The following is a 24,415-nucleotide window of genomic DNA, read 5'->3' as shown; positions in this document are numbered from 1 at the left end:
GGGACCTCGCTTCTAGCGAACGGATTCTGCAATCGACTTACAGAAGTCCGGCAAATTTTACCGATCAAGGGCGAGACCGTAGTCCTACGTAGACGGCTACGCTACGGCGGCAGCTTTCCGAATAGCATCCGTAAGACCCCTAGAGATCCGGAGCGTGCTGCCGTCGCTCTGATGCAATCGATCGGGATCGGTCGGGTCGAGCATACGATCGAAACCGATATTGTTCTGCGCATGCCAATGCTGCATCAGCGCCCAGCGGCGAAACACATTGACTCCTGCCCGCTCTGCCACTGCGGCGATCAGCGAGACCATGCGCTCGGAAAGCTCCGCCTTGTCGTCGATCAACATCGCCGGGACATGTTGCGGATCGATCAGCAGCACGTCCATCTGGCCTGCATGGGCACGAAGCCGGTCGACACCGACGGCAATTTTCGCCGCGACGTCGTCGACGTTGTACTTCTCCTTGTGGAAGACGGCGTTGGTGCCGACCTGCCAGATCACCAGTGACGGTGCCGGTGCTTCGGCGAAAATGTCCGAATCGAAGCGATCTAGTTCTTCGATCGCCTCTTGGCCGCCTACCCCCCTGTTGAGCACATCGATCCTTGGATTATCGCTGGCGCGCCTCAGATACATTTCCAGCCAATATGGATAAGGCAAGACATCTTCCCTACCAGCGGTCGATGATGATCCCATCGCGATGATCTTGAGCGGCCCGCCGTGCCGAAGCGCCTCGGCCGGGCGTGGCAGCGGATACCTGAAGGCGATCAACTGATCGGGCAATTCGGCATCTGCAAAATTGTCAACCATTTTGGAGCCTCACAAATTGATTGCTATTTAACGTTGAATGCCTATTTCGCGACGGTTTTGCCGGCATTGCAAATGAATTTCTGCTGAGTTTAGTCTGTCTGCCCGGGTAGTGCGGAGCTGTCTCATGAACGGAAAAGTTATTGTCATCACCGGCGCGTCCGGTGCGCTCGGCAAGGTGGTCGTTGAGGAAGCCCTGGCGCGCGGCGCATGCGTGGCCGGCATTGATCACGCGCCGTCATCGCTTTCGCCGACGTCGAGCCGGATTGAGCTCGGCGGCGTTGATCTGACCGATGCAGCCCAGGCGAAAAAGGCGATCGACACGGCGGCGACACATTTCGGCCGGCTCGACGCGCTCATCAACATCGCCGGCGGCTTTGCCTTCGAGACGGTCTCAGACGGCGATCCCGCAACCTGGCAGCGGATGTATGCGCTCAACGTCACGACCGCGCTCAACGCCTCGCGCGCGGCGATCCCGCACCTTCTTGCGTCCAGCGCCGCGCGTATCATCAATATCGGCGCGCTCGGTGCACTGCAGGCCGGTGCCGGCATGGGCGCCTATGCGGCTTCGAAATCCGGCGTGCACCGCCTGACCGAAGCGCTCGCCGCCGAGCACAAGGGCAGGATCACGGTCAACGCCGTGCTGCCTTCGATCATCGACACCGCCGCCAACCGCGCCAGCATGCCGAAGGCGGATTTCTCAAAATGGGTGGCGCCAAAGGAACTCGCCGACGTCATCCTGTTCCTCGCCAGCGACGCAGCCAGCGCAGTCACCGGCGCGCTGTTGCCGGTGAATGGGCGCGTTTAGCAAAGGTTTTCGAGATGAAGACCGCCAAAGACATTGCACAAGCCGTTGAGCAACTCCCTCTTGGAGAGCTGGCGCGCTTTCGAGCATGGTTTGAAGCATTCGATGCCGGCAGCTTCGATATGGAAATCGAGCGCAACGCCCGCGCGGGCAAGCTTGATCCGTTAGCCACTGAAGCAATCAGCGCCTATCGCGCGGGCAGATGTCGAGACCTTTGACCCTCACGCCTCCACCAGCTTCTTCAGGACCGCCTTGAAGCGGACGCTGCGTTTGCCGGCGAGCGCAGTGGCTTCAGCCTCGGCGCCTTCGGAATCGTAGGTGCCGGAGAAGCCAATGCCGACTTCGTGGCGGCCGAACAGCGGCCGCTCGCCCAGGCTCGGCGTATGCTCGCGATTGACGATCTCGCCCTTCCACCGGCCATTCGCGGCGGTGTAGGCGCCGATATAGTCGAAATAAGCATCGCCGCCCCAGATGCGGCCGTCATGCAGCATCATCACGCCGGTGTTGCCGCCGTCGAGTCCATCAAGCATGCGAATGTGGATGGAATAGAGCCCGTTGCCGATGCCGTCGGGTCCGACCCTGCCAGGCGCAGGCGCATCCTTGTCGTTGATCGGGGTCAGGATTGCCGTGAACACGATGCCGGGCAAGGCGGAGGTCCCGCCTTCGAAATGAACCTCGTCGCCCTTGTGCGTACCCTTGAAGGTCATGACGATGTTGTCGACCGGGAACATCGGCACATAGTCCGGATCGTGGTTGTGGCGCGTCATCTTCACCTCGGACGAGATGATGCCGCCTTCCTCCGTGTAGCTGCCGATGAAGGACGAACCGGAATTGCCGCCATAGAACTTGCCGGAGGCGGTTGCGAACATCACGCCGCAGCCAGTGCCCCGCGCTGTCCTGAACGAGAATTTGTACAGTCCCTGCAGCACCCTGGCGCCTGCTTCTCACGCGACAAACGCAACCAGTTCCCGCGCGGACCGTTTGCTCGCGCAGGCTCACCGATCGCCATTTGGTCTAGTCGTCCCGCACCAAGACTAACCGTTTTGCCACCGTCCCGGCAAACGCTTTGCGGTAGACTCCTCGAAATTGAGTCGCGGCATTCCGCGGCTGGAGTCTTGCGCGTGGAAACCTCGCTCTATCTGCCCGTCAAACGGTTCCTCGAACAGCTCGGCTTCACGGTGAAGGGCGAGATCGGCGGCTGCGACCTGGTGGCGCTGAGCGGCGACGATCCGCCGGTCGTCGTGGTCGGTGAGCTGAAGCTCACCTTCAACCTGGAACTGATCCTGCAGGCGGTCGGTCGCGCCGGCGCCTGCGACGAGATCTGGATCGCCGCCAAATTATCGACGCGCGGCAAGGGCCGCGAAAGCGACGCGCGCTACCGCAATCTCTGCCGCCGCCTCGGCTTCGGCATGCTGGGAGTGACCGGCGCCGGCGAGGTCGAGGTGCTGGTGAAGCCGCCGACCACGGCGCCGCGCCGCGATCCGAAGAAGCGCTCGCGCCTGGTTGCCGAGCACAATCGCCGCAAGGGCGATCCCGTGATGGGCGGCAGCACGCGCTCGCCGATCATGACCGCCTACCGCCAGCAGGCGCTTGCCTGCGCGTCGGCCCTCGCCAATGGACCACGGCGCGTGCGCGAGCTCCGGGTCGATATTCCGGATGCCGGCAAGATCCTGCTGCATAATGTTTACGGCTGGTTCGACCGCGCCGAGCGCGGGATCTATGTGCTGACCGACGCAGGCCGCGCCGCGTTGCAACGCTGGCCGCAGCCGCCCGTTGATTCCGCAGCTATCGAAACGGCGGCCTCGATGTGAGTGACGACGGCCGAGCGACGCACGATTGCGGTGCATAACCGGTAACGATCGCGCGATGAGTCGGGGTAAACTTGAGAAAGTCTACCGTGCATGGCTGGATTGCCATGTCAGTTTCATATTGCAATGCAACAATATGGCGCCTAGGTATCCGGCCCAGGCATGATCCGGCCCAGGCATGATCCGGAAAAAGTAGCTACCGGTTTTTCCTCGCGACAGACACGAAGGGTTTGCGCGGAGATCATGCTCAAAACGAAGAGGCGGGCGGATGACGATTCATGGAACCGTCGTCGCGCTCCCAGCGAGGCCCCGATGAGCGAAGACTGGCAAACGAAATATGGTCCCCGACGCGTGAGGCGCGATCCGCCGACGCTGGAGGAAGCGATCTTCGCCGCCGTCGGCATCACCGACGACCTCGAGCAGCAGGCCGAGATCGCGTCCGCCTTGATGGGCCTTCCTTACGAGGACGTGCTGGCTGAGGTGAAGAAGACGGCGCGAACCAGCGTAAGATCGGCGACCCGTGTGATCACGGGCGAGCAAGGCGCGCAGCGCGCGGTCGTGGTCGAGCGGCGCGTGGTCCGGCGGTTCGGTAACGACAAGCGCACCGGCACCTGAACTGCGATTGGCAACTCGTTCATCTGAACGAATTGCCGGGGCGGAGTGGCGCGCCCATCAGGCGGCGCGGCCCCAGCCGTACATCTTGAACACCATCTGCCAATAGGCGCGGTTGAGATTGGCGATCGCGCGCGCCGCCTCCAGCGGCGCAACCGCCGCGGGGACCGGTTCCGGCTGGCCATGCCGCGCGAGATCGATGCTGCCCGTGGATTCACCGTGGCGGAACGTCAGCTTCGCGCCGAACTTGCTGGCGAGCGTCCGCATCGCCTCGTTCTGCGCACCGGTGGTGATCCGAAGCGAGCGATAGCCCCTCGCCTGCGCCTCTGCGATCAGCTTGCGGAACAGGATGCTGCCGACGCCCTTGCGGCGCGCCGCGCGCTCTACGCTGAAGGCGATCTCGGGCTCGCCGTCCGGCGATTGCTCCGGCGGATGCAATTCGGCCGCACCGCGCACCGTGCCGTTCTCGAAATAGGCGATGATGACGGTGCCGTCGCTGGCGCATTTTTCGGCGTAGCGCTTGATGAAGCCGTCATCCATGAAGCCATGGAAGCGATCATAGCGGCTGGTTCGGTCCAGCCTCAGCAGATGATCCCGCAAAAGCGGCAATTCCGACTGGCTGAGGGTCCGAACGGTACCTTTGGCTGGCGCCGAACGGGTAGAATCGTAGTTCATTCCATAACTCCTCGTGGTAGCCCTCGAGGAGGCGTCGAATCCCTAGACGCCCAATATTGTGCGTCGCAGCATGAAATTCAAGTACGAAGATTCACCGAATCTCGCATTTGGATTCACTTGATCTTTCCGATTGAATTTATTGATGAATTCAGGACTTCGCGCATACTAAAGTACCATCTGGGTCTGGGTTACGATGGCAATCAGCTTGCCGTCCTCGGTTTCCAATCGGGTCTGCCAGACCTGCGTGCGCCGCCCGCGATGCACGGGCGTGGCAACGGCGATGACCGTGGTCCCCTCCTTGGCGCCGCCAATGAAGTTGGTCTTGCTCTCGATCGTCGTGGTCCCCTCGGCATCCTCGGGCAGATTGATCACAGTCGCGGCCGCCCCGACCGAGTCCGCAAGCGCCATCACCGCGCCGCCGTGGATGGTGTGATACAGCGTGCAGAGGTCCGGCCGCACCAGCATCTTTGCCACCACGCGGTCCTTGTCGGCCTCCGTGAAGATGACGCCCTTCAGTTCCGCAAACGGCATCTTCAGCGATTGGATCTTTTCCAGCGGCGTCATGCGTCCTCCCGTTTTGTTGTGCGCGCGGCAGCGGCAGAGAATGGACGGAGCCGGTAAATCAGGCAATGACGTCGGAGGTAATGGCCGGCGTGACGATGCGGCCGACGATAGAGATTTCCGATGCGCCACTTCCCTCCCCGCCGGATCGTCTGCCTCACCGAGGAGACCGTGGAGACGCTGTACCTGCTCGGCGAGCAGGACCGCATCGTCGGCGTCTCCGGCTATGCGGTGCGACCGCCGCAGGTCCGGCGCGAGAAGCCGCGCGTCGCGGCGTTCATCTCGGCCGACATCCCGAAGATCCTGGCACTCGAGCCGGACCTCGTGCTCGCCTTCTCCGACATCCAGGCCGACATCGTCGCCGATCTCGTGCGGGCCGGCGTCGACGTCCACGTCTTCAACCAGCGCGACATTGCCGGCATCATGGCGATGATCCGCACCCTCGGCGCCATCGTCGGCACCGCCGAACGCGCCGACCGGCTTGCCGCGGATTTCGAGCAGCGCCTCGCCGTCATCGCTGCGACACCGCGTTCGCAGCCGAGGCCAAAAGTCTATTTCGAGGAATGGGACGATCCCCTGATCAGCGGCATCGGCTGGGTCTCCGAGCTGATCGAGATCGCCGGCGGCGAAGACGCGCTGCCAGGCTTGCGGTTACACAAGTCCGCGAAAGATCGCATCATCGCGCCCGAGATCGTGCGTGAGGCCGCGCCCGACGTGATCCTCGCCTCCTGGTGCGGCAAGAAGGTGGTACCCAATCGCATCCGCAACCGCCCCGGCTGGAGCGACATCCCCGCCGTGCGCAACGACCGCATCGTCGAGATCAAGTCGACGATCATTTTGCAGCCGGGCCCCGCCGCGCTCACCGATGGGCTGGATGCGATCGTCGCGGCGTTGTGGCCGTCGAATTCGTAGGTGGGCAAAGCGAAGCGTGCCCACCTTCTCTTGCACCGGCCGTGAATGGTGAGCACGCGGAGCCTGTCATCGGGCGCGCGTTCGCGCGACCCTTGCCCACCCTACGGCGCCTTACACCTTCTCCACCCCACACCATTCCGCGATAAACAGTGCGGTGGCCTTGGTGGATTTGCGCAGCGACTCCAGATCGACATATTCGTTGAAGCCGTGCATCGCCGCGCCGCTGGCGCCGAAGCACAGGCTCGGGATGTTGTAGTTCAATCCGTAGAAGCGGGTATCGGTGAGCGCGGTGAAGGCACGGTCTTCCACCGTGCCGCCATAGACGGCGCCAAACGCCTTCGCGAACGCCGCTTCCGGCGCGGCCGCGTCAGTCAGCTCATAGCCCTCGGACAGGAAGCCCGACCACTGCACCTCAGGCGGATTGTTGGAGAGGAAACGATGGTCGCGCGCGGCCGCCGAGACGCAAGCCAAAATCTCCTTCTGGCACTCCGCGATCGACTAGCCCGGCAGCACGGCGATGCGGCAATCGACGTCGCACCAGGCCGGCACGCTGGAGGCCCAGTCGCCGCCCTTGATGATGCCGGGATTGAAGTTGATGGGATGCGCGACATCCTTGAAATGCCGGTCGGCCTTGGCGCGCTCGTTCCACTCGGCTTCGAGCTTCTCCAGCGCGTGGATCAGATGATACGCCGCCATGATCGCGTTCGAGCCGGCGCCCGCCTCGAACACGTGCACCGGGAAGCCGCGCACCTTCAGCCGAAACCAGATCACGCCGACCTGCGAGCGGATCATCTTGCCGTCGGTCGGCTCCGGGATGAAGCAGGCATCGGCACGATAGCCGCGTTGGAGCGTCGAGAGCGCGCCGACGCCGGTGCTCTCCTCCTCGATCACCGACTGGAAGTGGATCCGCCCGGTCGGGCGAAAGCCTGCCGCCTTGATCGCATCAAGCGCATAGAGCGCGCCGATCGTGCCCGACTTCATGTCGCAGGCGCCGCGGCCGTACATCCGCCCGTCCTTGATCGTGGGCGAGAATGGCGGCGTCTCCCACATGTCGAGCGGACCGGTCGGCACCACGTCGCAGTGCCCCTGCAGGATCAGCGATTTGCCGCCATCGGTAGGCGGCCGGTAGGTGCCGACCACCGTGCGCGCCCGGGAGAAATCATGCTCGATCGGGCCGAAGCCGCGAAGATCCTTCAGATCGTCGACATTGATATGCCAGTCGTCGACCTCGTAGCCGCGTGCGCGCAGGAGATCGCCGATCATGTCCTGGCATGGACCTTCCGCGCCACGGGTCGAGGGGATCGCGACGAATTCCTTCGTGGTCGCAAGCTGCGCATCGAAGCCGGCATCAACGGCGTCCAGGATCCTTTGTTGCGTATCGGCATTCATGCGGCGGCTCCAACTCCAGGTTCGATCATCAAGCGCACGGGCGCTTGCCCGACACCGCTATAGCGTGATCTCAGCCACCGGGGTACTGCGCAAAATAGGCATCTCGCAATGCTTCTTCGAGCAGACGGCCTTCCGAATAGCCATCGAGTGATGCCGGCCGCGTCACGCCGTCGAGCAGCCGCGAGCAAGGTTCCGGCGCGCCGAGCACGGTGCGCACCGGAATGCGCTCGGCATAAATCGGCAGCTCGTAATCCTCATCGTCATCGGCGACGCCCTTGGCGCGGATCTTGGCGGAGGCTTCCTCGATCTCCATCGCGATGAAGGATGTCGCCTTGATCTCCTGCGCATTGCTCTGCCGCAGGCTCGCGGTGCGATCGGGAAAGAAGCGGTCGACCATCGCGACCAGCGCCCGCTGCTTCTCGTCCGGATCGGTGACGAGATAGGCGCTGCCGAATGCCATCACGGCGCGGTAATCAGCCGAATGATTGAAGCCGCAGCGCGCCAGCACCAGGCTGTCGAGATGGGCGACCGTGAGACAGACCCTCTGGCCCGCGGACTGGTTCCTCAGCATGCGGCTGGCGCTGCTGCCGTGCCAGTAAAGCTTCGTCCCCTCGCGCCAGAAGAAGGTCGGCGTGCAATAGGGCTGGCCGTCGATCGCATAGGAGACGTGGCACAGCATCGAGGAGTCGAGGATGCGGTGAACGGTTTCATGATCGTAGAAGCCGCGATCATGGCGGCGCTTCACTTGGTTTCGTGGTGACAGCGGATATGAGGCGGCAGCACCTTCGCTCACGGTAACTCCTGTTTAGGATTTTGAACGTTTCGAAACAGTTGTAGCGCCGGATTTGGTCTGCGATAGTGCCAATTCCATGCGAAAAATTTCGACCAATTCCGCGTCGCCGAGCAAGGCCGAACTGCCGCTCGACCTTTCCGGACCGCACATCACACCGGGCGCCTCCGCCCAGCAGCGCCTCTACCAGGCGCTTTGCCACGCCATCCTCGGCGGCATCGTCAAACCGGGCGAGCCGCTGCCGCCCTCCCGCACGCTGGCACGGCAGACCGGCTTTCGCCGTAACGCGGTCGTCACCGCCTATGAACGGTTGATCGCGGACGGGTTCGCGGTGGCGACCACAGGCTCGGGGACGTTCGTCGCGGCCCGCATCCCTGCCCGCGCCCGCGAAGCGCCGAAGCCAAAGATCACCATCGATGCGCCCCAGCAAGGCGCGCTCGCGCTCGGCTGCACGCATATCGATAGCCGCGCCCTGCAGCGCTTCCGCGCCTTCGTCGGGCGACGGATGCGCGCCTTCAGCACCGTGCATTTCCATTACGGCGATCCCAGGGGCAGCCGCGAGCTCCGCGCCGCAATCGCCGATCATTTGTTGTCGGCGCGCGGCCTGCGCTGCGACCCCGAGCAGATCATGCTGACGTCGGGCACGCTGCACGGGTTGCGCATCGTGTTGAGCGCGATCCTCAAGCCCGGCGATCAGATCTGGTGCGAGGATCCGGGGTACCCAATCGCGCGCCGAACCATCGAGCATTGCGGCTATCGCGCGGTTTCCGTTCCGGTCGACGCATCGGGCATGATGGTTGCGAACGGCCGGGCCCGCGCGCCGGCGGCGCGTGCGGCCTATGTGACGCCGTCGCATCAGTTTCCGCTCGGCGTGCAGATGACGATGCCGCGCCGGCTGGAACTGCTCGACTGGGCCAAGGCCGCCGATGCCTTTGTGTTCGAGGATGATTACGACAGCGAGTTCAGATATGACGGCGCTCCCCTGCTGTCGCTGGCCGGCATCGACCATCTCCGGCGCGTCATCTACATGGGCACGTTTGCCAAGACGCTGTTTCCGGGATTGCGCATCGGCTACTGCGCGCTGCCTGAAAAATTGATCGGCCCGGTGACGGCGGCCCGCGCCGCGCTCGACCGCTTTCCGGGCACGCTGATGGAAGGCGCTGTCGCTGACATGCTCAACTCCGGCGCCTTCGCCGCCAACCTGAAGAAGGTGCGCAGGCTCTACCGCGAAGCGCGTGACGTACTGGCCTCGACGCTGGCGGCGGCATCAGACGGTGAGCTGTCGGTGCCGGTGCCCTCGCAGGGCCTGCATCTGGTGGCGCGGTTCGATCCGTCGACCGACCCGGTCGTGGCGTCAGAGGCCAGACGCGCGGCCGGCGTCGACGGCTGGCTGCTTGCGGAGACCTATCATCGCGCGCGTCCCCTGCCCGGCTTCGTGCTGGGGTTTGCCGGCCACGACCTTCCGCAACTGAAAGCATCGGCCGAACGACTGGCGAAGGCGTCACTCGCCGCGCTGCGCGAGCGCCGCAAGCCGAGAGCCCGCGTTGCCAAAACGCCAACGTCCCGCGCAGCTCTATGAGAATCGCCGGCGCCTCATTAAGCTGAAAATGAAAAGCTGTACGGCGGAGATACCGGATGCCCGGCAATCGCAACGTCCTGTATCTGATCATCGGTGTGCTGCTCGCCGTCATCGGCGTGCTCGGCTACCAGCTCTACCAGGCCAAGAAGCAGCCCGAAGGTTTCCAGATCAATGTCGGCCCCGACGGGCTGAAGATCCAAGGGAAGTGACGCTCAAGTGACGCTGATGATTTCGGAAAGAGTTCTGCGCGTCGGCTGCATCGCGCTGCTTGGCTGGCTCGCATCGTCAGCGTCGGCGCAGGTGCTGGGACGCGAGCAGGACATCATTGATTTGCGACTGGGCCAGCGCGTGATGGTCGACGACGGATCATGCCCCGCGGGCCAGATCAAGGAAGTCTCGGGCTCGCAGATGACGAGCCAGGGCGTGACGCGCGTGCGCAAATGCATCCCACGTCTCGGCACCAAGAAGCGCTAGAACACCCCCCTCCGTCACGCCCCGCCACCGGGTCTCGCCTCCGGCGAGCCCGATGACAGGCTCCGGCCGGGCATCCAGTAATCGACATCGCCAGTCGTGCGCACAGAACGCGCCGCGGAATACTGGATCGCCCGGTCAAGCCGGGCGATGACCTCGTGGGATGATCGAGAAACGCTGCTTACTCCGTCGCCGGATCGAACATGCACTGCAGCGTCGGCTTGGCGATCTTGGTGAAGGTCGGGCCGATCTCAGACTGCTTTGACGGCGGCACCCAGTCGGTCTCGATCGTCGGCACGCCGGTCTCGCTGATCCCGCGCAGCAAGGCTTCGCGCAGATCGGGATCCTCGACGGTGGCGGCAGCGTAATCGTGCAGGCAGCCGCATACGGCTTCCGGATGCGCCCAGCGGCCGAGCATGTGGGGCGCGCACTGGCGCACGAATTCACCGCGCGGGTCGGGCAGCACCTTGAACAGGGTGCGGAATTGCACCGGCTGGGTCTGATGCGTTGTCGGCGCCTGCGCCTGCGCGGAACTGGCAGAAACGATCAATGCTGCGATGACGGCGAGACAGGTGCGCAAGAGCATGCAGTTCATTTACCGTCGGCTTTCTTGCAGACTTCTCAGAGCATGATCCGGAAAAGTGGAAACCGGTTTTCCGAAAAGATCATGCTCAAAAAGGAGCTCAGTTGGCGGCAACGACGATAGCTTGAGTCGTGGCGCTCACAATCGGCGAACCCGTGTACGAGAAGGCGCCGATGCCCAGAAGGCCGCTGTCGGAGGACCCCGCCATTGAGGGTCCAGCCAGAACGAAGGCGAAGGCAAGGATGAAGCTGATCGTCCGCATTTGACTGTCTCCGGTCTTCCAGCGTTCCCGCCGTCTTGTTGGCGATTTGATAGCCACGCCCTGTTTCCGGACATCTGCGCCAAAACCTCAAAATGGTTTCATTCCACTGCCGAATTGTTTCGTCGGCTCGGCGCGACGAAACATTGGTGTGAAAAACGCAATGATTTCAGTACCCGCATTTCTGGTACACCAGCGCCCTCGTGCCGTATCTCGCCACCGGCGAAGAAATGATTCACCTCGCGAATGACATAAATCAACGTCGGCAACCACGGTTTGGCGCTAGATTATCAATGTGCCGATCAACAACGTCGCGAGTTCTTAATCTTTGGCCGCTAGGAGCGCTGCAGCGAACTGAACCCAACAACTTACTCTGCCGACTCAGTCGCACAGCTCGCAACCTTTGTTGATGGTCGCGCGTTAGTTACTTCTCCCAATCCAACGAAGGATCGCAGTCGTGGGCAATGGCAACATCGATGTTGGCAAGGAAACCGCGCCCCGCAAACCCGGCCAGCAGCAGATGGTGGGTGCGATGTCGCAGCAGGACATCCACGTCATGGGTGACAATGAATGCGCGCAGCAGAAGCTTGTGCGCCTCGTGGGCTGCCGCGATCCCCAAGCCCGCCTGCAGGCCGGCATGCGAGGATCTGAATTGAAGAAACGGCAGTTCTAGCCACCTCTTCCACTACTGGATGAAGTCGCCGCATTTCTGGACGACGGTGTCGGCCGCCCCCCAGGGCATGATCGGCACTGACGAGGTCGAGTTCTTCGGCGAACCTTCGATCAGCTTGTCCGAATAGACCATGTAGACGAGCACGTTGCGCTTGGCATCGCAGCCGCGGACGATTTGCATCTTCTTGAAGAAGAGCGACCGGCGCTGGCGGAACATGTCGTCGCCCTGGCTCATCTTGTCCTTGAAGCGGATCGGGCCGATCTGCGGGCAGGCCAGCGAAATGTCGGAGACTTCCTCCGCCACCCCCAGCCAGCCCTTGAAGCCGCCCTTCTCCGGCACCGTGAAATGACAGGCCACGCCCTCGACCTCGGGATCGTCGACGCCATAGGTCGCGAGCTTGTCGTTGGGCGAAATCCATTTGAACACGGTGGAGCGGCGGAAGATCAGGTCGGGCTCGTCGGCAGCGACCGCCGCCTGCACCAGTCCCAGCGCCAGGACAACTGTGGCCAAAGCCAGCCTCTTCCAAGGCAGTTGCGGAGAAGTGATGGCTTTGGCGTGCATGATCGCTCCGCTACGTTGTTGGCGCGGCCTATGTATGGCGAAAAGGCTGCAGGGGAAGGCTGCGCGCATTGAGAGGCGCGGTGGCCGGTTTAACCTAATGTGAGGCTTTTTTGCTACGCTTTCTATGAAAAGCACCGCGATCACAGAAGGGTTAAAGTGCCTGCGCTGGTGAACGTATTTCGCCTCTGCGACAACCAACCAATATCGGGACTGGGAATCTTAAGGACTATGCGCGTGAGCGGACGTCGGATTTCGACATTGCATACTGCAAGTAAACGGGCTTGGAAGATCGCGCTTCTGGCGACGGTAGGCACGCTCGGCGCCGCCTCGCAGGCCGATGCCGCGCTCTACTACTGGAATAACTATGATCCCAGCTACTACCAGCCCGAGCCGCAGATTCAGCCGCGGCGGCAGAAGCCCCGCAAGCCCGCTGCAAAGGCCGCAGCCCCTGAGAAAGACACCGGCATCAAGCCGCAGACGCCGCTGATCATCACGGTCTCGATCCATGACCAGAAGATGCGGGTCTTTGACGCCAACGGTCTCTTTGCCGAGAGCCCGGTCTCGACCGGCATGAAGGGCCACTCCACCCCGATGGGTGTCTTCAGCGTCATCCAGAAACACAAATTCCATCACTCCAACATCTATAGCAACGCGCCGATGCCCTATATGCAGCGGATCACCTGGTCGGGTGTCGCGATGCATGCCGGCGTGCTGCCCGGCTATCCGGCCTCGCACGGCTGCATCCGGATGTCGATGGCATTCGCGATCAAGATGTGGAATTGGACCAAGATGGGCGCACGCGTCATCATCACGCCCGGTGAGATCACGCCCGCTGCTTTCTCGCATCCGCTGCTCGCCACGCAAAAGGTGGGGCCGCAACCTGTTGCCGAAGAACCGAAGGTGGATGCTCCGCTCGGCGTCAAAGGCGACAAGGGCGACAAGGGCGCGGAGCTCAAGCCGGCCAACGAAAACGGTCTCGAGCTGCGCGCGACCGTGGGTCATGCCGAGCTGCAAACATCGCTGCGCGAGCAGACCCATACCGCGGACGCCAGCGGTGCGATGCCGGCCGACCGTCCCTCTCTCACGTTAGCTGGCGCGACCATCGCGAAGGCTGACGAGTCCTTGAAGAGCGAAGTCACAGGTGCTGCGCCCGATGAGGCGAAGGCGGAAACCGAAGCCGCACTCACCAAGACCGCCGCCGTAAGCGCTTCCGACGCCGGGCTGGACGACAGCACGATCGGCGAAGCGAAATCAGCCGGCGAGCATCCGATCGAGATCACCGCCAGCACCGAAGCTTCGAAAACCGAAGCCACTGCTGGTCAACGCGTGAAGGCCGAAACAACGGCCGAAGCGGTCAAGCAGGATGCGCCCAAGGTCGACGTCGCAAAATCGACCGAGCCCGAAGCTCCCGAGATAAAGGCTGCCGAGACACCCGCCGAGCCCGCCAAGTCGGGCGAAACACCTGCTGCCGACGTCAAGAAGGATGCTTCACGTTTGCCGGGCGCCGCAAAGCTCGATCAGCCGAAGCGGACCGGCCAGATCGCCGTTCTGATCAGCCGCAAGGATTCCAAGCTTTACGTTCGGCAGAATTTTGCGCCGCTGTTCGAGGTGCCCGTGGTGATCGCATCTGGCGACCGGCCGCTGGGCACGCATGTGTTCACCGCCCAGGTCGACAAGAGCGATCCCAATCTCCTGCACTGGTCGGTGGTCTCGCTGCCGACTGCACGCACAGCCGTGCGTCTCGAGGAAGATGCGTATCCGGGACGGCGCCGCCGCGCCGCAACCGCCGCCGCCGAGGTCAAGCCGCAGCCGCTCGCCAACAGCCCGGCGGAGGCGCTCGACCGCATCACCATCCCGCAGGACGCAATGGCGCGCGTCAACGAGGCGCTGACGTCAGGCGGCTCGATCATCGTCTCCGACCAGGGCATCAACCAGGGCGAAACCGGCGAAGGCACCGACTTCATCATCCCGCTGCGCTAGGCATCTCCGTAACGGCATGTTGAAAGCCACGCGCCGCTCGGCCGGGTTATTGTTCCGCGAATCTTCACGCCGAAGGGGAATGGCCATGATCAGCCGCAGGATCTTTGTCGCGGGTGCGGTGGCGGTATTGGCCGACCCCTTATGCTCGCGGACCTTGCGGGCGGAGCCGGCGATGAGTCGCGTTACCGCCTATGCCTTCTCGTTTCCGGCGCTGCAGGGCGGAGACATCCGGCTTGCCGAGCATGCCGCCGGCCGCTCCTGATCGTCAACACCGCCTCGCTCTGTGGCTTCACCCCACAATATGCGGGGCTGCAGGCCCTGTGGACGGAGTTCCGCGACCGCGGCCTCGTCATCATCGGCGTCCCCTCGAACGATTTCGGCAGCCAGGAACCCGGCGGGGCAAGCGAGATCGCCGAGACCGCGCATCACCAATATGGCGTCACCTTCCCGATGGCGGCCAAGGCCGTCGTGAAAGGCCCCAATGCACATCCCTTCTACAGATGGGCTGCCGAGGCGCGCCCGAAGGATGTCCCGCGCTGGAACTTTCACAAATATCTGATCGGCCGCGACGGCTACATCGCCGACGTCTTCCCTGAGTCGGTTGCGCCGGAGGATACGAGGGTCAAGACCACCATGCCCGGGCGCTGGCGGCGGCCTGATCCCTGCAATTTACCTGTGCAGGAAGTCGGCCTCCGTTGCATTGGCGGGGGGTGACCATCTAGGCTACTATTAGTTGGGGTAGGAGGCAGTTCGGGCGGGTATTGGATACCTTCATCCGCACGATAGCTCTAGGGAACACAGCCATGCGCATTGCGGCAGGTCTGATTTTTGCGGGTGTGGTTTCGCTGCTCTCGTCCACCGCGGTTTGGTCGCAGACTCCTCCCGCGGTCAAAGGTGCTCCCGTCGCCAAGGGTGCGAACGCTGCTCCAGCGCCTGCACAGCAGGCGGCCGCTCCGCAGGCGGCACCAGCGCCGGTTCCTGCGGCCGCCCCCGCGCAGCCACCGCAGCCCGCGCGCGCCGCTTGCAACAATCCGAACGCGCTCGGCGTCGGCCGCACGGTCGAGATCGACACCACCGGCGGACCCGGCTTCGGTTTCGAGCATTTCAAGCAGCTCGACTTCCTGCGCGACCACGAGGTGGTCCTCACCTTCGACGACGGCCCATGGCCGAACAACACGCCTGCCGTGCTGAAGGCGCTGGCGGACGAATGCACCACCGGCATCTTCTTCCCGATCGGCAAGCACGCGACCTACCATCCCGAGATCCTCAAGCAGGTTTACAATGCCGGCCACACGGTCGGCGCGCACACCTGGTCGCATGCCAACCTGAACAACAAGAAGCTGACGGAAGACCAGCGCAAGGACGAGATCGAGAAGGGCTTCGCTGCGGTCAAGTGGGCGCTCGGCGTGGCGCCTTCGCCGTTCTTCCGCTTCCCGGCGCTGCAGCATCCGCCGGAAATGGTGACCTATCTCGGCACCCGCAACATCGCCATCTTCTCCTGTGACCTCGACTCGTTCGACTTCAAGGCGAGCAAGCCGCAGACGGTGATCGACACCGTGATGAAGAAGGTCGACAAGCTCGGCAAGGGCATCATCCTGATGCACGACTTCCAGAAGCACACCGCGGAAGCCCTGCCCGAACTGTTGAGCCGGCTGAAGGCCGGCGGCTACAAGGTCGTGGCGATGCGCGCGAAAGCGCCGGTGCAGGTGCTGCCGCAATATGAGGAAGAGCTGGCCAAGGACGCCAAGCTGCCGACGGTGAGTGCGCGGCCGGTCAACAGCGTCGTGACGACGGTTTCGGAATAGCGCGCGAAGCGATCGTGCCGGCGTTGCGTTTCGAAGGCTATGTGATCGTCTCCGCCGATGGCCGGCTGGCCAGCGCCGATAACGTGATGCCGGACCAATTGAAGTTCGAGGGCGACAAGAGATTCTTCTCCGCCGCCCTCGACCGCGCCGACTTGATCGTGCATGGCCGCAATTCCTACGAGGACCAGCCGAACTCGCCACAGCGAAAACGCATCATCGTGACGCGCAAAGTGCGCGCCGCCGCGCCCGATCCCGCAAATCCGCAAGCCACGCTCTGGAATCCCGCCGGTGCCACGTTCGAGACGGCGAGCGCGCAAGCGGGCGTCACCTCCGGCACCGTCGCGATCATCGGCGGCCCCTCGGTGTTCGACATGTTCATGGACCGCTACGACACGTTCTGGCTGTCGCAGGCATCGCGGGTGAATCTGCCGGACGGAGAGCCTTGCTTTCCCGGCGTCCCTGCCCGCTCGCCGCAGCAAATCCTTGCATCGCACAGATTGAAGCCAGGCGAGCCGCAAATCCTCGATGCGAACCAAGGCGTCACCGTCACGCCGTGGCGGCGCGACACAGCGTGAGGCTGCCGTAGCCCGGGTGAAGCGCCAGCGTAACCCGGGGCCGCTCGCAAATACGGATACCGCCGTCCCGGGTTACGCGTTCCGCTCCACCCGGGCTACAAGTCTCTCATGCATCGCCGTAGGCGGCCTCAGCGCTCCGCGGCGTGCGGCCGTAGCCGGCGAGGATGAACAGCGCGCCGATGATCGACAGGTTCTTCAGCGCCTCCATCAGCGTGTGGGCGTTTTCAGGCGCCGGCTGATTCCAGAAATCGTGGAAGTAGAAGGTCGCGCCGACCACGAGGATGATGAGCAGGATCGAGAAGAATCGCACCAGCCAGTTCAATGCGATCATCAGGCCGGCGATGACTTCGAACACGCCGACCGAAATTGCGATCAATTGCATGATCGGCATTGCCGCCAAGGTTTCAAGCTGGTGCGCATAGGGCGCTGCAATCTCGGGAATGGTGATCTTGGCTGCGAAGGAATCCGCGGTCGCCTGGATCGCCAACAGCTTGGTTGCTCCCGAATAGATGAACAGGACGGCGAACAAAACCCGTCCGAAAGCAATGAACCCCGGCATGGTCGTCCCCATTGATCACAGTCGTGAACCGAGCGCGGAACGATTATGGTCGTTCCGCCTGCCGCGAGCAATTCGAATTCGTCTCCGCCTAGCCGAACAAGGTCGGCTGCGCGCGGCCCGCACGCTCCTGGGCCTCGACCGCTGCGACCGCCGTCATGTTGAGGACACCGCGCGCCGTCACCGATGGCGTCAGGATATGCGCCGTCCGTGCCGGGCCGATCAGGATCGGGCCGACGGGAAGCGCATCACCCAGCAACTTGATCATCTGGTAGGCAATATTGGCCGCATCGAGATTCGGCATGATCAGGATGTTGGCCTCGCCTTCCAGCTTCGATCCCGGGAGCACCAGGTCGCGCACGGCCTTGGACAGCGCGGTGTCGCCCTGCATCTCGCCGTCGGCTTCGATCTCCGGATGCTTTTCTTTAAGAAGCTGCGTGGCGCGCCGCATCTTGCGCGAGGATTCGGTGTCATAGCTGCCGAAATCCGAATGCGACACGAACGCGACCCTGGGCTTGAAGTTGAAGCGTTGGACGTGGATCGCCGCGAGCGATGCCATCTCCGACAGCTCTTCCGGGCTGGGATTCGGCCGTACCTGCGTATCCGCAATGAAATAGGCGCCCTTGGTCGAGATCATCAGCGCCAGCGCCGCGTAGTCGCTGACGCCAGGCAGGAAGCCGATGATCTCGCGCACGTGGCGCAGATGGCTCATGTAGCGGCCCTCGACGCCGCACAGCATGGCATCCGCCTCGCCGCGTACCACGGCGAGCGCCGCGATGACCGTGTTGTTGGTGCGCACCACCGTGCGCGCCGCATCGGGCGTCACGCCGCGCCGGCCCGCGACGTCGATATAGGACTGCACATAGGAACGGTAGCGCGGATCGTCCTCGGGATTGATGAGGTCGAAATCCTTGCCGGCCTTGATCGCGAGGCCGAAGCGCTTGATGCGGGCTTCGACCACCGAGGGCCGCCCGACCAGGATCGGCCGCGCCAGCTTCTCTTCCAGCACCACTTGCGTGGCGCGCAGCACGCGCTCGTCCTCGCCTTCGGCATAGATCACGCGCACCGGCTGCGTCTTGGCCTTCGCGAACATCGGCTTCATGACGAGACCGGAGCGGAACGCGAAGCGCTCGAGCAGGGCGGTATATTCGTCGAAATTCTTGATTGGCCGCGTCGCAACGCCCGATTCCATCGCCGCCCTCGCCACCGCCGGCGCGATGCGCAGGATCAGGCGCGGGTCGAACGGGCTTGGGATCAGCGAGCCGGGCCCGAAACCCTGCGTCTCACCGGTGTCGTAGCGCGACGCGACCGCGTCCGAGGGCGGATCGCGCGCGAGCTGCGCGATCGCGTCCACCGCCGCATGCTTCATCGCCTCGTTGATCGCGGTCGCGCCGACGTCGAGCGCGCCGCGGAAGATGAAGGGAAAGCACAGGACATTGTTGACCTGATTCGGGAAGTCCGAACGTCCGGTGCAGATCATGGCGTCAGGGCGCGCTTTCCGCGCCTCGTCCGGCATGATCTCCGGCACCGGGTTGGCGAGCGCCATGATCAGCGGATCCTCCGCCATCTGCTTTGCCATTTCCGGCTTCAGCACATTCGGCGCCGAGAGTCCTAGGAAGATGTCGGCGCCGCCGATCACGTCGGCCAAAACCCGTGCGTCTGTCTTCTGCGCATAGACCGCCTTCCAGCGGTCCATCAAGGTGTTGCGGCCCTCATGCACGACACCGTCGATGTCGCAGACCCAGATGTTCTTGCGCTGCGCCCCCATCGACACCAAGAGATTGAGGCAGGCGATCGCGGCCGCGCCCGCGCCGGAGCAGACGATCTTCACCTCGGACAACTTCTTGCCGTTCAACAGCAGCGCATTGACGATCGCAGCCCCGACGATGATCGCGGTGCCATGCTGGTCGTCGTGGAAGACCGGGATCTTCATCCGCTCCTTGAGCTGCGCCTCGATCTCGAAACACTCGGGCCCGCGGATGTCCTCCAGATTGATGCCGCCGAAGGTCGGCTCCAGCGCCGCCACCGTCTCGACCACGCGCTCGATCGTGTCGGCCTTGATCTCGATGTCGAACACGTCGATGCCGGCGAATTTCTTGAACAGCACCGCCTTGCCTTCCATCACCGGCTTCGAGGCCAGCGGGCCGATATTGCCAAGCCCAAGCACTGCGGTACCGTTACTGACCACCGCGACCAGATTCGCGCGCGCCGTCAGCGAGGCGGCCTCGGCGGGGTTCTTCGCGATCTCGGTGCAGGCGGCGGCGACGCCGGGCGAATAGGCGAGCGCGAGGTCGCGCTGGTTGGCGAGCGGCTTGATCGCCTGTATCTCAAGTTTGCCCGGGCGCGGCAACCGGTGATAGGCCAGCGCCGCCGAATGGAGATCTTCAGAAGAGGATGACATCGTACTCTCGCGTTTCCGGCCTCAAGCTCTTATTCTGTGCGGGTCTAACAAGGCCAGTTGTCCGGCAGATGGAGCCGGATGTGAAGCACGCCGGGCCCCCTCGATGCAACATCGGATCGCACTCCCGTCAACAGCCGCCCGGCTGCGCAATATTTGAAGCCATACCGCCCTTTCCTTCTCCGGTCATCCCCTTGAGAACATGGCAATTTGTCCCCAGGATGATCGGTAATTCGGAGCTGACCGGATGATACGGATATTGATCGGCCTGATCGCCGCGGTCGTGGTCGCCGCCGCCGGCCTGCTCGGCTTCAATCTCTACGTGCAGCATCGCATGACCAGCGGCATCGGGGCGGCCTTCGCGCAAGTCCGCGCCGCCGGCGGCAAGGCGAGCCATGGCAAGGTGACGGTGGATATGCTGGCGCGCACCGTCACGGTCGTGGACATCGTGGGCGAATCGGCGGCGCAGCCACCGGCGCGGCTGCGGATCGCGAGCCTGACCGCCACCGGCGTCCGCCAGCCCGACCGTGCCCGCATCTCGGCCGACAGCATCGAACTGACCGACATCGAGCTGGCAACCGAGGTGACCGACAAGGTCCCGGCCAAGGTCACCTACAAGGTGCCGCGCTTCACGGTGAAGGATTATTCCGGCCCCTCCAACCCGGCGCAACTGCCGGCCTCGGAATCCCTGCTCGACATCTATCGCTTTGCGCTTCAGCAGTTCACCGGCATCGCGGCCTCGTCGGTCACAATCCCCTCGGTGACCGGCACGATCAATGGCGGCGCGGCGACGCCTGATGGTGGCGAGTTCGCCTATTCGGGCATTAGGCTGCAGGATATCAGGGATGGCAAGGTCGCCAGCACCAAGGCGGACGGGTTCACTTTCACGGTGAACACGCCGCAGGCGGGCAAGCGCGAGAAGCTTACCGGCAACCTCTCCAATCTCGTCGCCCATGATTTCGACGCTGCAGCGGCCGGCACCGTGCTCGATCCCGAAAGGTCGAACGACGACAGCTATCATCGCATCTACCGGCAAGTCTCGGCCGGCCCCTATGTACTCGCCACCGACCAGGGCATGCGGGCGCAGATCGACAGCATCACGGTCGACGATATCGCGGTGCGGCCGTCAAAGCTGCAACTGGCGGCGATCCTCGCGCTGATGCCGCAGCCCGGAGCCGGCCCTCCGACCCAGGCCCAGGCGCGCGAGATCATGGAGAAGATGGCTGGCGTCTATGAGGGCATTCGCATCGGCAATGCGGAATTGCGCGGACACACGATGCGGACGCCGCAGGGACCTTTCAAGCTGGCGGCGATCCGCGCCAATCTGGAAAACGGCCGCGGCCAATTGGCGCTTGAAGGCCTGGACGTCGAGACGCCAAAGGGGCCGTTCAGGTTCGACCGTCTTGCGCTGAATTCCTTCGACATCCCGCAATTGATGCGCTTCGCGGCGCGTGCCAACGCCGAGCCAAGGCCCACGCCGGATGAAATTTTCGGTCTGTTCAGAGTGTTCGAAGGCGTCGAGGTCAAGGGCGCCGCCACGCCCTTCCGCGACACCAACAAGCTCATCAATATCGACACCATCAGCCTGGGCTGGGGCCAGTTCGTCGGCCCCGTCCCAAGCAAAGCGCATCTTCTGGCGAAGCTGAACGTCCCGATTGATGCCACCGATCCGGCGATGCAGCCGTTTGTCGCGGCCGGCATCGACCGGGCGGCCATCGACATCGATCTCGGCGCCGGCTGGACCGAACAGTCCGGCGCCTTCGTGCTCGCGCCCGCAAGCCTCGAAATCGGCAACCTGCTGAAGGCATCGGCCCGCATTGCGCTCGCCAATGTGCCCCGAGCCGTGTTCTCCACCGATCCGGTGCAAGCAGCGAGCCTCGCCGGCCAGATTGAGGCCGGAGCCATCGAGCTCAGCTTGCGCGACAGCGGCTGCGTCGATCTTGCGGTTGCGCAATATGCCCGCGCCCAGAACGTCAGTCGCGAGGCGGCAAGAGGCGCCATCATCGACCAGATCAAGGCGTTTGGCCAAACCATCGCCGCCAATCCAGATGCGACTGCAGCAGTGGACGCCGTGATCCGCTTTGTCGAGAGCCCCGGACAAACGCTGATCATCAAGCTGACGCCCCGCGGCAAGGTGCCGGGACTCCAGCTCGTTCAGCTCCTCAAGACCGACCCGCTGATCGCGCTCGCGCAATTCCACGTCGAGGCCTGACGGGACTCTAGATGCTGCCGTAGCCCGGGTGAAGCGCCAGCGTAACCCGGGACCGCTCGTAAACTCCGACGCAGATGCCCCCGGGTTACGCTGGCGCTCCACCCGGGCTACGCGCATCACTTGTTCGGCAGGTTGACCCTGACGTGAAGCTCGCGGAGCTGCTTCGTCGTGGCTTCCGACGGCGCGCCCATCAGGAGATCGACGGCCTGCTGGTTCATCGGGAACAGCGAGATCTCACGCAGGTTCGTGGTGCCGCACAACAGCATCACGATACGATCGAGCCCCGCCGCCATGCCGCCATGCGGCGGCGCGCCGTACTGGAAGGCCCGGTACATGCCGCCGAAACGCTCGACCACGTCCTCTTCGCCATAGCCCGCGATCTGGAATGCCTTCACCATCGCTTCCGGCTTGTGGTTACGGATGCCGCCAGAGGCGATCTCGTAGCCGTTGCAGGCGATGTCGTACTGGAACGCCTTGATGGTCAGCGGATCCTGCGTCTGCAGCGCTTCCAATCCGCCCTGCGGCATCGAGAACGGGTTGTGCGAGAAATCGACCTTCTTGTCTTCCTCGTTGTACTCATACATCGGGAAGTCGACGATCCAGGCGAGTTCGAACCGGTCCTTATCGATCAGGTTCAATTCCTCACCGAGCTTGGTGCGCGCAAGGCCGGCGAACTTCCAGAACTTGTCGGGCTCGCCGGCAACGAAGAACGCCGCATCGCCTTCCTGCAGCCCGAGTTGTTCGCGGATCGCCGCAGTGCGTTCGGGGCCGATGTTGTTCGCAAGCGGACCCGCGCCCTCGCCGCCTTCGCGCCAGAAGATGTAGCCGAGGCCGGGCTGCCCCTCGCCCTGCGCCCAGGAATTCATGCGGTCGGCGAACGCGCGGCTGCCGCCGCCCTTGGCCGGGATCGCCCACACCTGGTTCTTCGGGTCCTCGAGCATTCGCGCGAACACCTTGAAGCCGGAGCCGCGGAAATGCTCGGAGACCTCCTGCATCACGATCGGGTTGCGCAGGTCGGGCTTGTCGGTGCCGTAATTGCGGATCGCCTCCGCAAACGGAATCCGAGGCCAGTTCTTCGTCACCGGCTTGCCCTTGGCAAAATCCTCGAACACGCCTGTGATGACCGGCTCCATCGCCGCGAACACGTCTTCCTGCGTGACAAAACTCATCTCGACGTCGAGCTGGTAGAATTCGCCCGGCAGGCGGTCGGCGCGCGGGTCCTCGTCGCGGAAGCAGGGCGCGATCTGGAAATAGCGATCGAAGCCCGACATCATGATCAATTGCTTGTACTGCTGCGGCGCCTGCGGCAGCGCGTAGAATTTCCCAGGATGAATGCGCGAGGGCACCAGGAAGTCGCGCGCGCCCTCCGGCGAGGATGCCGTCAGGATCGGCGTCTGGAATTCGAAGAAGCCCTGCTCCTTCATCCGCTTGCGCATGGAATCGACGACCGCGCCGCGGGTCATGATGTTCTGGTGCAGCTTCTCGCGACGCAGGTCGAGGAAACGGTACTTAAGCCTTATGTCTTCAGGATATTCCTGCTCGCCGAACACCGGCAATGGCAGCTCGGCGGCGGGGCCGAGCACCTCGATCTCGCTGACATAGATCTCGACCTGTCCGGTCGGAAGTTCCGGATTGTCGGTACCCTCGGGGCGGCGGCGGACCTTGCCGTCCATCCGCACCACCCACTCCGAGCGCAGCTTTTCGGCATCGTGGAACGCCGCCGAATCCGGGTCCGCCACGCATTGGGTGATGCCGTAATGGTCGCGCAGGTCGATGAACAGCACGCCGCCATGGTCGCGAACGCGATGGACCCAGCCGGAAAGGCGGACCGTCTCGCCGATATGGCTCTCGCGGAGCGCGCCGCATGTATGTGACCGGTAGCGATGCATGGACTTCCCAAACAGATGTCGGAGGGTTCGAATCGGGCGGCCAACGGCCTGCCCGATTGCGGGTGGGTTTACCCGAGGCCGCGAGGGGCGGCAACCAAGGGAACGCCCTGATTTGCGCCCGAACCGGACATTTTCGGCCCCGACGGCGCGAAGTGTTTGCCTATTCGAGGCCTGCGCCTATCTTTAGGCCATGACGGTGCATTTCCCCTTCCAGAACACCTATGCGGCGCTGCCGGCGAACTTTTTCGCCCGCGTTGCGCCCACCCCGGTTGCCGCCCCGCGCCTGATCAAGCTCAACCGGCCGCTCGCGGTTCAACTCGGGCTTGATCCGGACCTGCTGGAAACCCCGGAGGGAGCGGAAATCCTTGCCGGCAAGCGCCTGCCCGAGGGCGCTGACCCGATCGCGATGGCCTATGCCGGCCACCAGTTCGGCCAGTTCGTTCCGCAACTCGGCGACGGCCGCGCCATCCTGCTCGGCGAGGTCATCGACCGGGACGGCGTCCGCCGCGACATCCAGC

General features: G+C 63.6%; 25 protein-coding genes and 2 pseudogenes. 15 read left to right on the top strand and 12 right to left on the bottom strand.

Going from position 1 to position 24,415, the window contains the following annotated elements:
* Nucleotides 1-96: 96 nt before the first annotated feature.
* The gene (locus tag CWO89_RS14845; protein WP_130579535.1) at nucleotides 97-807 is read right to left on the bottom strand and encodes an SGNH/GDSL hydrolase family protein; all 711 of its coding nucleotides are present in this window, start codon (nucleotides 805-807) and stop codon (nucleotides 97-99) included.
* Between the two features lie 124 nt (nucleotides 808-931).
* Between CWO89_RS14845 and fabG the strand changes: the two genes are divergently transcribed.
* Entirely contained in the window at nucleotides 932-1,612 is a 681-nt protein-coding gene (gene fabG, locus CWO89_RS14840; RefSeq protein ID WP_130579534.1) for a 3-oxoacyl-ACP reductase FabG, read from the top strand.
* 14 nt (nucleotides 1,613-1,626) lie between these two features.
* The gene (locus CWO89_RS14835) at nucleotides 1,627-1,827 is read left to right on the top strand and encodes a hypothetical protein (protein ID WP_130579533.1); all 201 of its coding nucleotides are present in this window, start codon (nucleotides 1,627-1,629) and stop codon (nucleotides 1,825-1,827) included.
* 3 nt (nucleotides 1,828-1,830) lie between these two features.
* On the opposite strand, the gene CWO89_RS14830 is transcribed toward CWO89_RS14835, so the two are convergent.
* Complete coding sequence (locus CWO89_RS14830; RefSeq protein ID WP_245476305.1) at nucleotides 1,831-2,538, bottom strand: hypothetical protein; 708 nt, start codon at nucleotides 2,536-2,538, stop codon at nucleotides 1,831-1,833.
* A gap of 192 nt (nucleotides 2,539-2,730) precedes the next feature.
* Here CWO89_RS14830 and CWO89_RS14825 point away from each other — a divergent pair, with 192 nt between their 5' ends.
* Together CWO89_RS14825 and CWO89_RS14820 are read left to right on the top strand one after the other, a co-directional pair.
* Nucleotides 2,731-3,420 carry a DUF2161 domain-containing phosphodiesterase gene (locus tag CWO89_RS14825; RefSeq protein WP_130579532.1) on the top strand — a complete coding sequence of 230 codons (690 nt, stop codon included), beginning with the start codon at nucleotides 2,731-2,733 and terminating at the stop codon, nucleotides 3,418-3,420.
* 309 nt (nucleotides 3,421-3,729) lie between these two features.
* Complete coding sequence (locus CWO89_RS14820; protein ID WP_130579531.1) at nucleotides 3,730-4,032, top strand: hypothetical protein; 303 nt, start codon at nucleotides 3,730-3,732, stop codon at nucleotides 4,030-4,032.
* Between the two features lie 57 nt (nucleotides 4,033-4,089).
* Here the strand turns inward: CWO89_RS14820 and CWO89_RS14815 are convergent, their stop codons facing one another.
* Both CWO89_RS14815 and CWO89_RS14810 read right to left on the bottom strand, forming a co-directional pair.
* On the bottom strand, nucleotides 4,090-4,704 hold the full coding sequence (locus tag CWO89_RS14815) for a GNAT family N-acetyltransferase (RefSeq protein ID WP_130579530.1): 615 nt from the start codon (nucleotides 4,702-4,704) through the stop codon (nucleotides 4,090-4,092).
* Nucleotides 4,705-4,869: 165 nt separating this feature from the next.
* Nucleotides 4,870-5,268 (bottom strand): PaaI family thioesterase, encoded by a 399-nt coding sequence (locus tag CWO89_RS14810; protein ID WP_130579529.1) that lies wholly within the window; start codon nucleotides 5,266-5,268, stop codon nucleotides 4,870-4,872.
* Nucleotides 5,269-5,388: 120 nt separating this feature from the next.
* On the opposite strand from CWO89_RS14810, the gene CWO89_RS14805 reads away from it, so the two are divergent.
* Nucleotides 5,389-6,177 (top strand): cobalamin-binding protein, encoded by a 789-nt coding sequence (locus CWO89_RS14805; protein WP_130579528.1) that lies wholly within the window; start codon nucleotides 5,389-5,391, stop codon nucleotides 6,175-6,177.
* Between the two features lie 111 nt (nucleotides 6,178-6,288).
* On the opposite strand, the pseudogene CWO89_RS14800 reads toward CWO89_RS14805, so the two are convergent.
* Nucleotides 6,289-7,566: pseudogene (locus CWO89_RS14800) on the bottom strand (ArgE/DapE family deacylase).
* Nucleotides 7,567-7,636: 70 nt separating this feature from the next.
* Nucleotides 7,637-8,359: a pyridoxamine 5'-phosphate oxidase family protein gene (locus CWO89_RS14795; RefSeq protein WP_130579527.1), complete on the bottom strand. Its 723-nt coding sequence runs from the start codon at nucleotides 8,357-8,359 to the stop codon at nucleotides 7,637-7,639.
* 76 nt (nucleotides 8,360-8,435) lie between these two features.
* Between CWO89_RS14795 and pdxR the strand changes: the two genes are divergently transcribed.
* The 3 genes from pdxR to CWO89_RS14785 are packed head-to-tail and all read left to right on the top strand — an operon-like array spanning nucleotide 8,436 to nucleotide 10,409.
* Complete coding sequence (gene pdxR, locus CWO89_RS14790) at nucleotides 8,436-9,935, top strand: MocR-like pyridoxine biosynthesis transcription factor PdxR (protein ID WP_130579526.1); 1,500 nt, start codon at nucleotides 8,436-8,438, stop codon at nucleotides 9,933-9,935.
* A gap of 56 nt (nucleotides 9,936-9,991) precedes the next feature.
* A complete protein-coding gene (locus tag CWO89_RS45850) occupies nucleotides 9,992-10,144 on the top strand; it encodes a hypothetical protein (protein ID WP_165421152.1) in 153 nt (50 codons plus the stop codon).
* Nucleotides 10,145-10,160: 16 nt separating this feature from the next.
* Nucleotides 10,161-10,409, top strand: a complete 249-nt coding sequence (locus CWO89_RS14785) for a DUF6719 family protein (protein WP_130579546.1) — start codon at nucleotides 10,161-10,163, stop codon at nucleotides 10,407-10,409.
* Nucleotides 10,410-10,587: 178 nt separating this feature from the next.
* Here the strand turns inward: CWO89_RS14785 and CWO89_RS14780 are convergent, their stop codons facing one another.
* Nucleotides 10,588-10,992, bottom strand: a complete 405-nt coding sequence (locus tag CWO89_RS14780) for a hypothetical protein (protein ID WP_130579545.1) — start codon at nucleotides 10,990-10,992, stop codon at nucleotides 10,588-10,590.
* A 97-nt stretch (nucleotides 10,993-11,089) separates the two neighbouring features.
* Nucleotides 11,090-11,251, bottom strand: a complete 162-nt coding sequence (locus CWO89_RS45845) for a hypothetical protein (protein WP_165421151.1) — start codon at nucleotides 11,249-11,251, stop codon at nucleotides 11,090-11,092.
* Nucleotides 11,252-11,705: 454 nt separating this feature from the next.
* On the opposite strand from CWO89_RS45845, the gene CWO89_RS14770 reads away from it, so the two are divergent.
* Nucleotides 11,706-11,921, top strand: coding sequence for a hypothetical protein (locus tag CWO89_RS14770; protein WP_245476304.1), 216 nt, complete (start codon nucleotides 11,706-11,708; stop codon nucleotides 11,919-11,921).
* A 12-nt stretch (nucleotides 11,922-11,933) separates the two neighbouring features.
* Here the strand turns inward: CWO89_RS14770 and CWO89_RS14765 are convergent, their stop codons facing one another.
* Nucleotides 11,934-12,482: a CreA family protein gene (locus CWO89_RS14765; protein WP_502702907.1), complete on the bottom strand. Its 549-nt coding sequence runs from the start codon at nucleotides 12,480-12,482 to the stop codon at nucleotides 11,934-11,936.
* A 228-nt stretch (nucleotides 12,483-12,710) separates the two neighbouring features.
* On the opposite strand from CWO89_RS14765, the gene CWO89_RS14760 reads away from it, so the two are divergent.
* The 4 genes and pseudogenes from CWO89_RS14760 to CWO89_RS14745 all read left to right on the top strand — a co-directional run bounded on the left by CWO89_RS14760 (nucleotide 12,711) and on the right by CWO89_RS14745 (nucleotide 16,842).
* On the top strand, nucleotides 12,711-14,462 hold the full coding sequence (locus tag CWO89_RS14760; RefSeq protein ID WP_130579524.1) for a L,D-transpeptidase family protein: 1,752 nt from the start codon (nucleotides 12,711-12,713) through the stop codon (nucleotides 14,460-14,462).
* Nucleotides 14,463-14,547: 85 nt separating this feature from the next.
* A pseudogene (locus CWO89_RS14755) lies at nucleotides 14,548-15,176 on the top strand (glutathione peroxidase).
* 89 nt (nucleotides 15,177-15,265) lie between these two features.
* On the top strand, nucleotides 15,266-16,267 hold the full coding sequence (locus CWO89_RS14750; RefSeq protein ID WP_130579523.1) for a polysaccharide deacetylase family protein: 1,002 nt from the start codon (nucleotides 15,266-15,268) through the stop codon (nucleotides 16,265-16,267).
* 14 nt (nucleotides 16,268-16,281) lie between these two features.
* Nucleotides 16,282-16,842 (top strand): dihydrofolate reductase family protein, encoded by a 561-nt coding sequence (locus CWO89_RS14745; RefSeq protein WP_245476287.1) that lies wholly within the window; start codon nucleotides 16,282-16,284, stop codon nucleotides 16,840-16,842.
* A gap of 106 nt (nucleotides 16,843-16,948) precedes the next feature.
* Here CWO89_RS14745 and CWO89_RS14740 read toward each other — a convergent pair whose 3' ends face one another.
* On the bottom strand, nucleotides 16,949-17,401 hold the full coding sequence (locus tag CWO89_RS14740; RefSeq protein ID WP_130579522.1) for a DoxX family protein: 453 nt from the start codon (nucleotides 17,399-17,401) through the stop codon (nucleotides 16,949-16,951).
* A gap of 88 nt (nucleotides 17,402-17,489) precedes the next feature.
* Nucleotides 17,490-19,799: an NADP-dependent malic enzyme gene (locus tag CWO89_RS14735; protein WP_130579521.1), complete on the bottom strand. Its 2,310-nt coding sequence runs from the start codon at nucleotides 19,797-19,799 to the stop codon at nucleotides 17,490-17,492.
* Nucleotides 19,800-20,043: 244 nt separating this feature from the next.
* Here CWO89_RS14735 and CWO89_RS14730 point away from each other — a divergent pair, with 244 nt between their 5' ends.
* Nucleotides 20,044-22,008 (top strand): aq_1923 C-terminal domain, encoded by a 1,965-nt coding sequence (locus tag CWO89_RS14730; RefSeq protein WP_130579520.1) that lies wholly within the window; start codon nucleotides 20,044-20,046, stop codon nucleotides 22,006-22,008.
* Nucleotides 22,009-22,124: 116 nt separating this feature from the next.
* Here the strand turns inward: CWO89_RS14730 and aspS are convergent, their stop codons facing one another.
* Nucleotides 22,125-23,897 (bottom strand): aspartate--tRNA ligase, encoded by a 1,773-nt coding sequence (aspS, locus tag CWO89_RS14725; RefSeq protein ID WP_130579519.1) that lies wholly within the window; start codon nucleotides 23,895-23,897, stop codon nucleotides 22,125-22,127.
* A 190-nt stretch (nucleotides 23,898-24,087) separates the two neighbouring features.
* On the opposite strand from aspS, the gene CWO89_RS14720 reads away from it, so the two are divergent.
* Nucleotides 24,088-24,415: protein adenylyltransferase SelO family protein (locus CWO89_RS14720; protein ID WP_207234482.1), on the top strand; the 328-nt coding region annotated here is incomplete at its 3' end.

Source organism: Bradyrhizobium sp. Leo170 (assembly GCF_004296405.1).
GTDB lineage: Bacteria > Pseudomonadota > Alphaproteobacteria > Rhizobiales > Xanthobacteraceae > Bradyrhizobium.
Note: the sequence above shows the minus strand (reverse complement) of the source record. Positions and strands in the feature narration are given on the sequence as shown.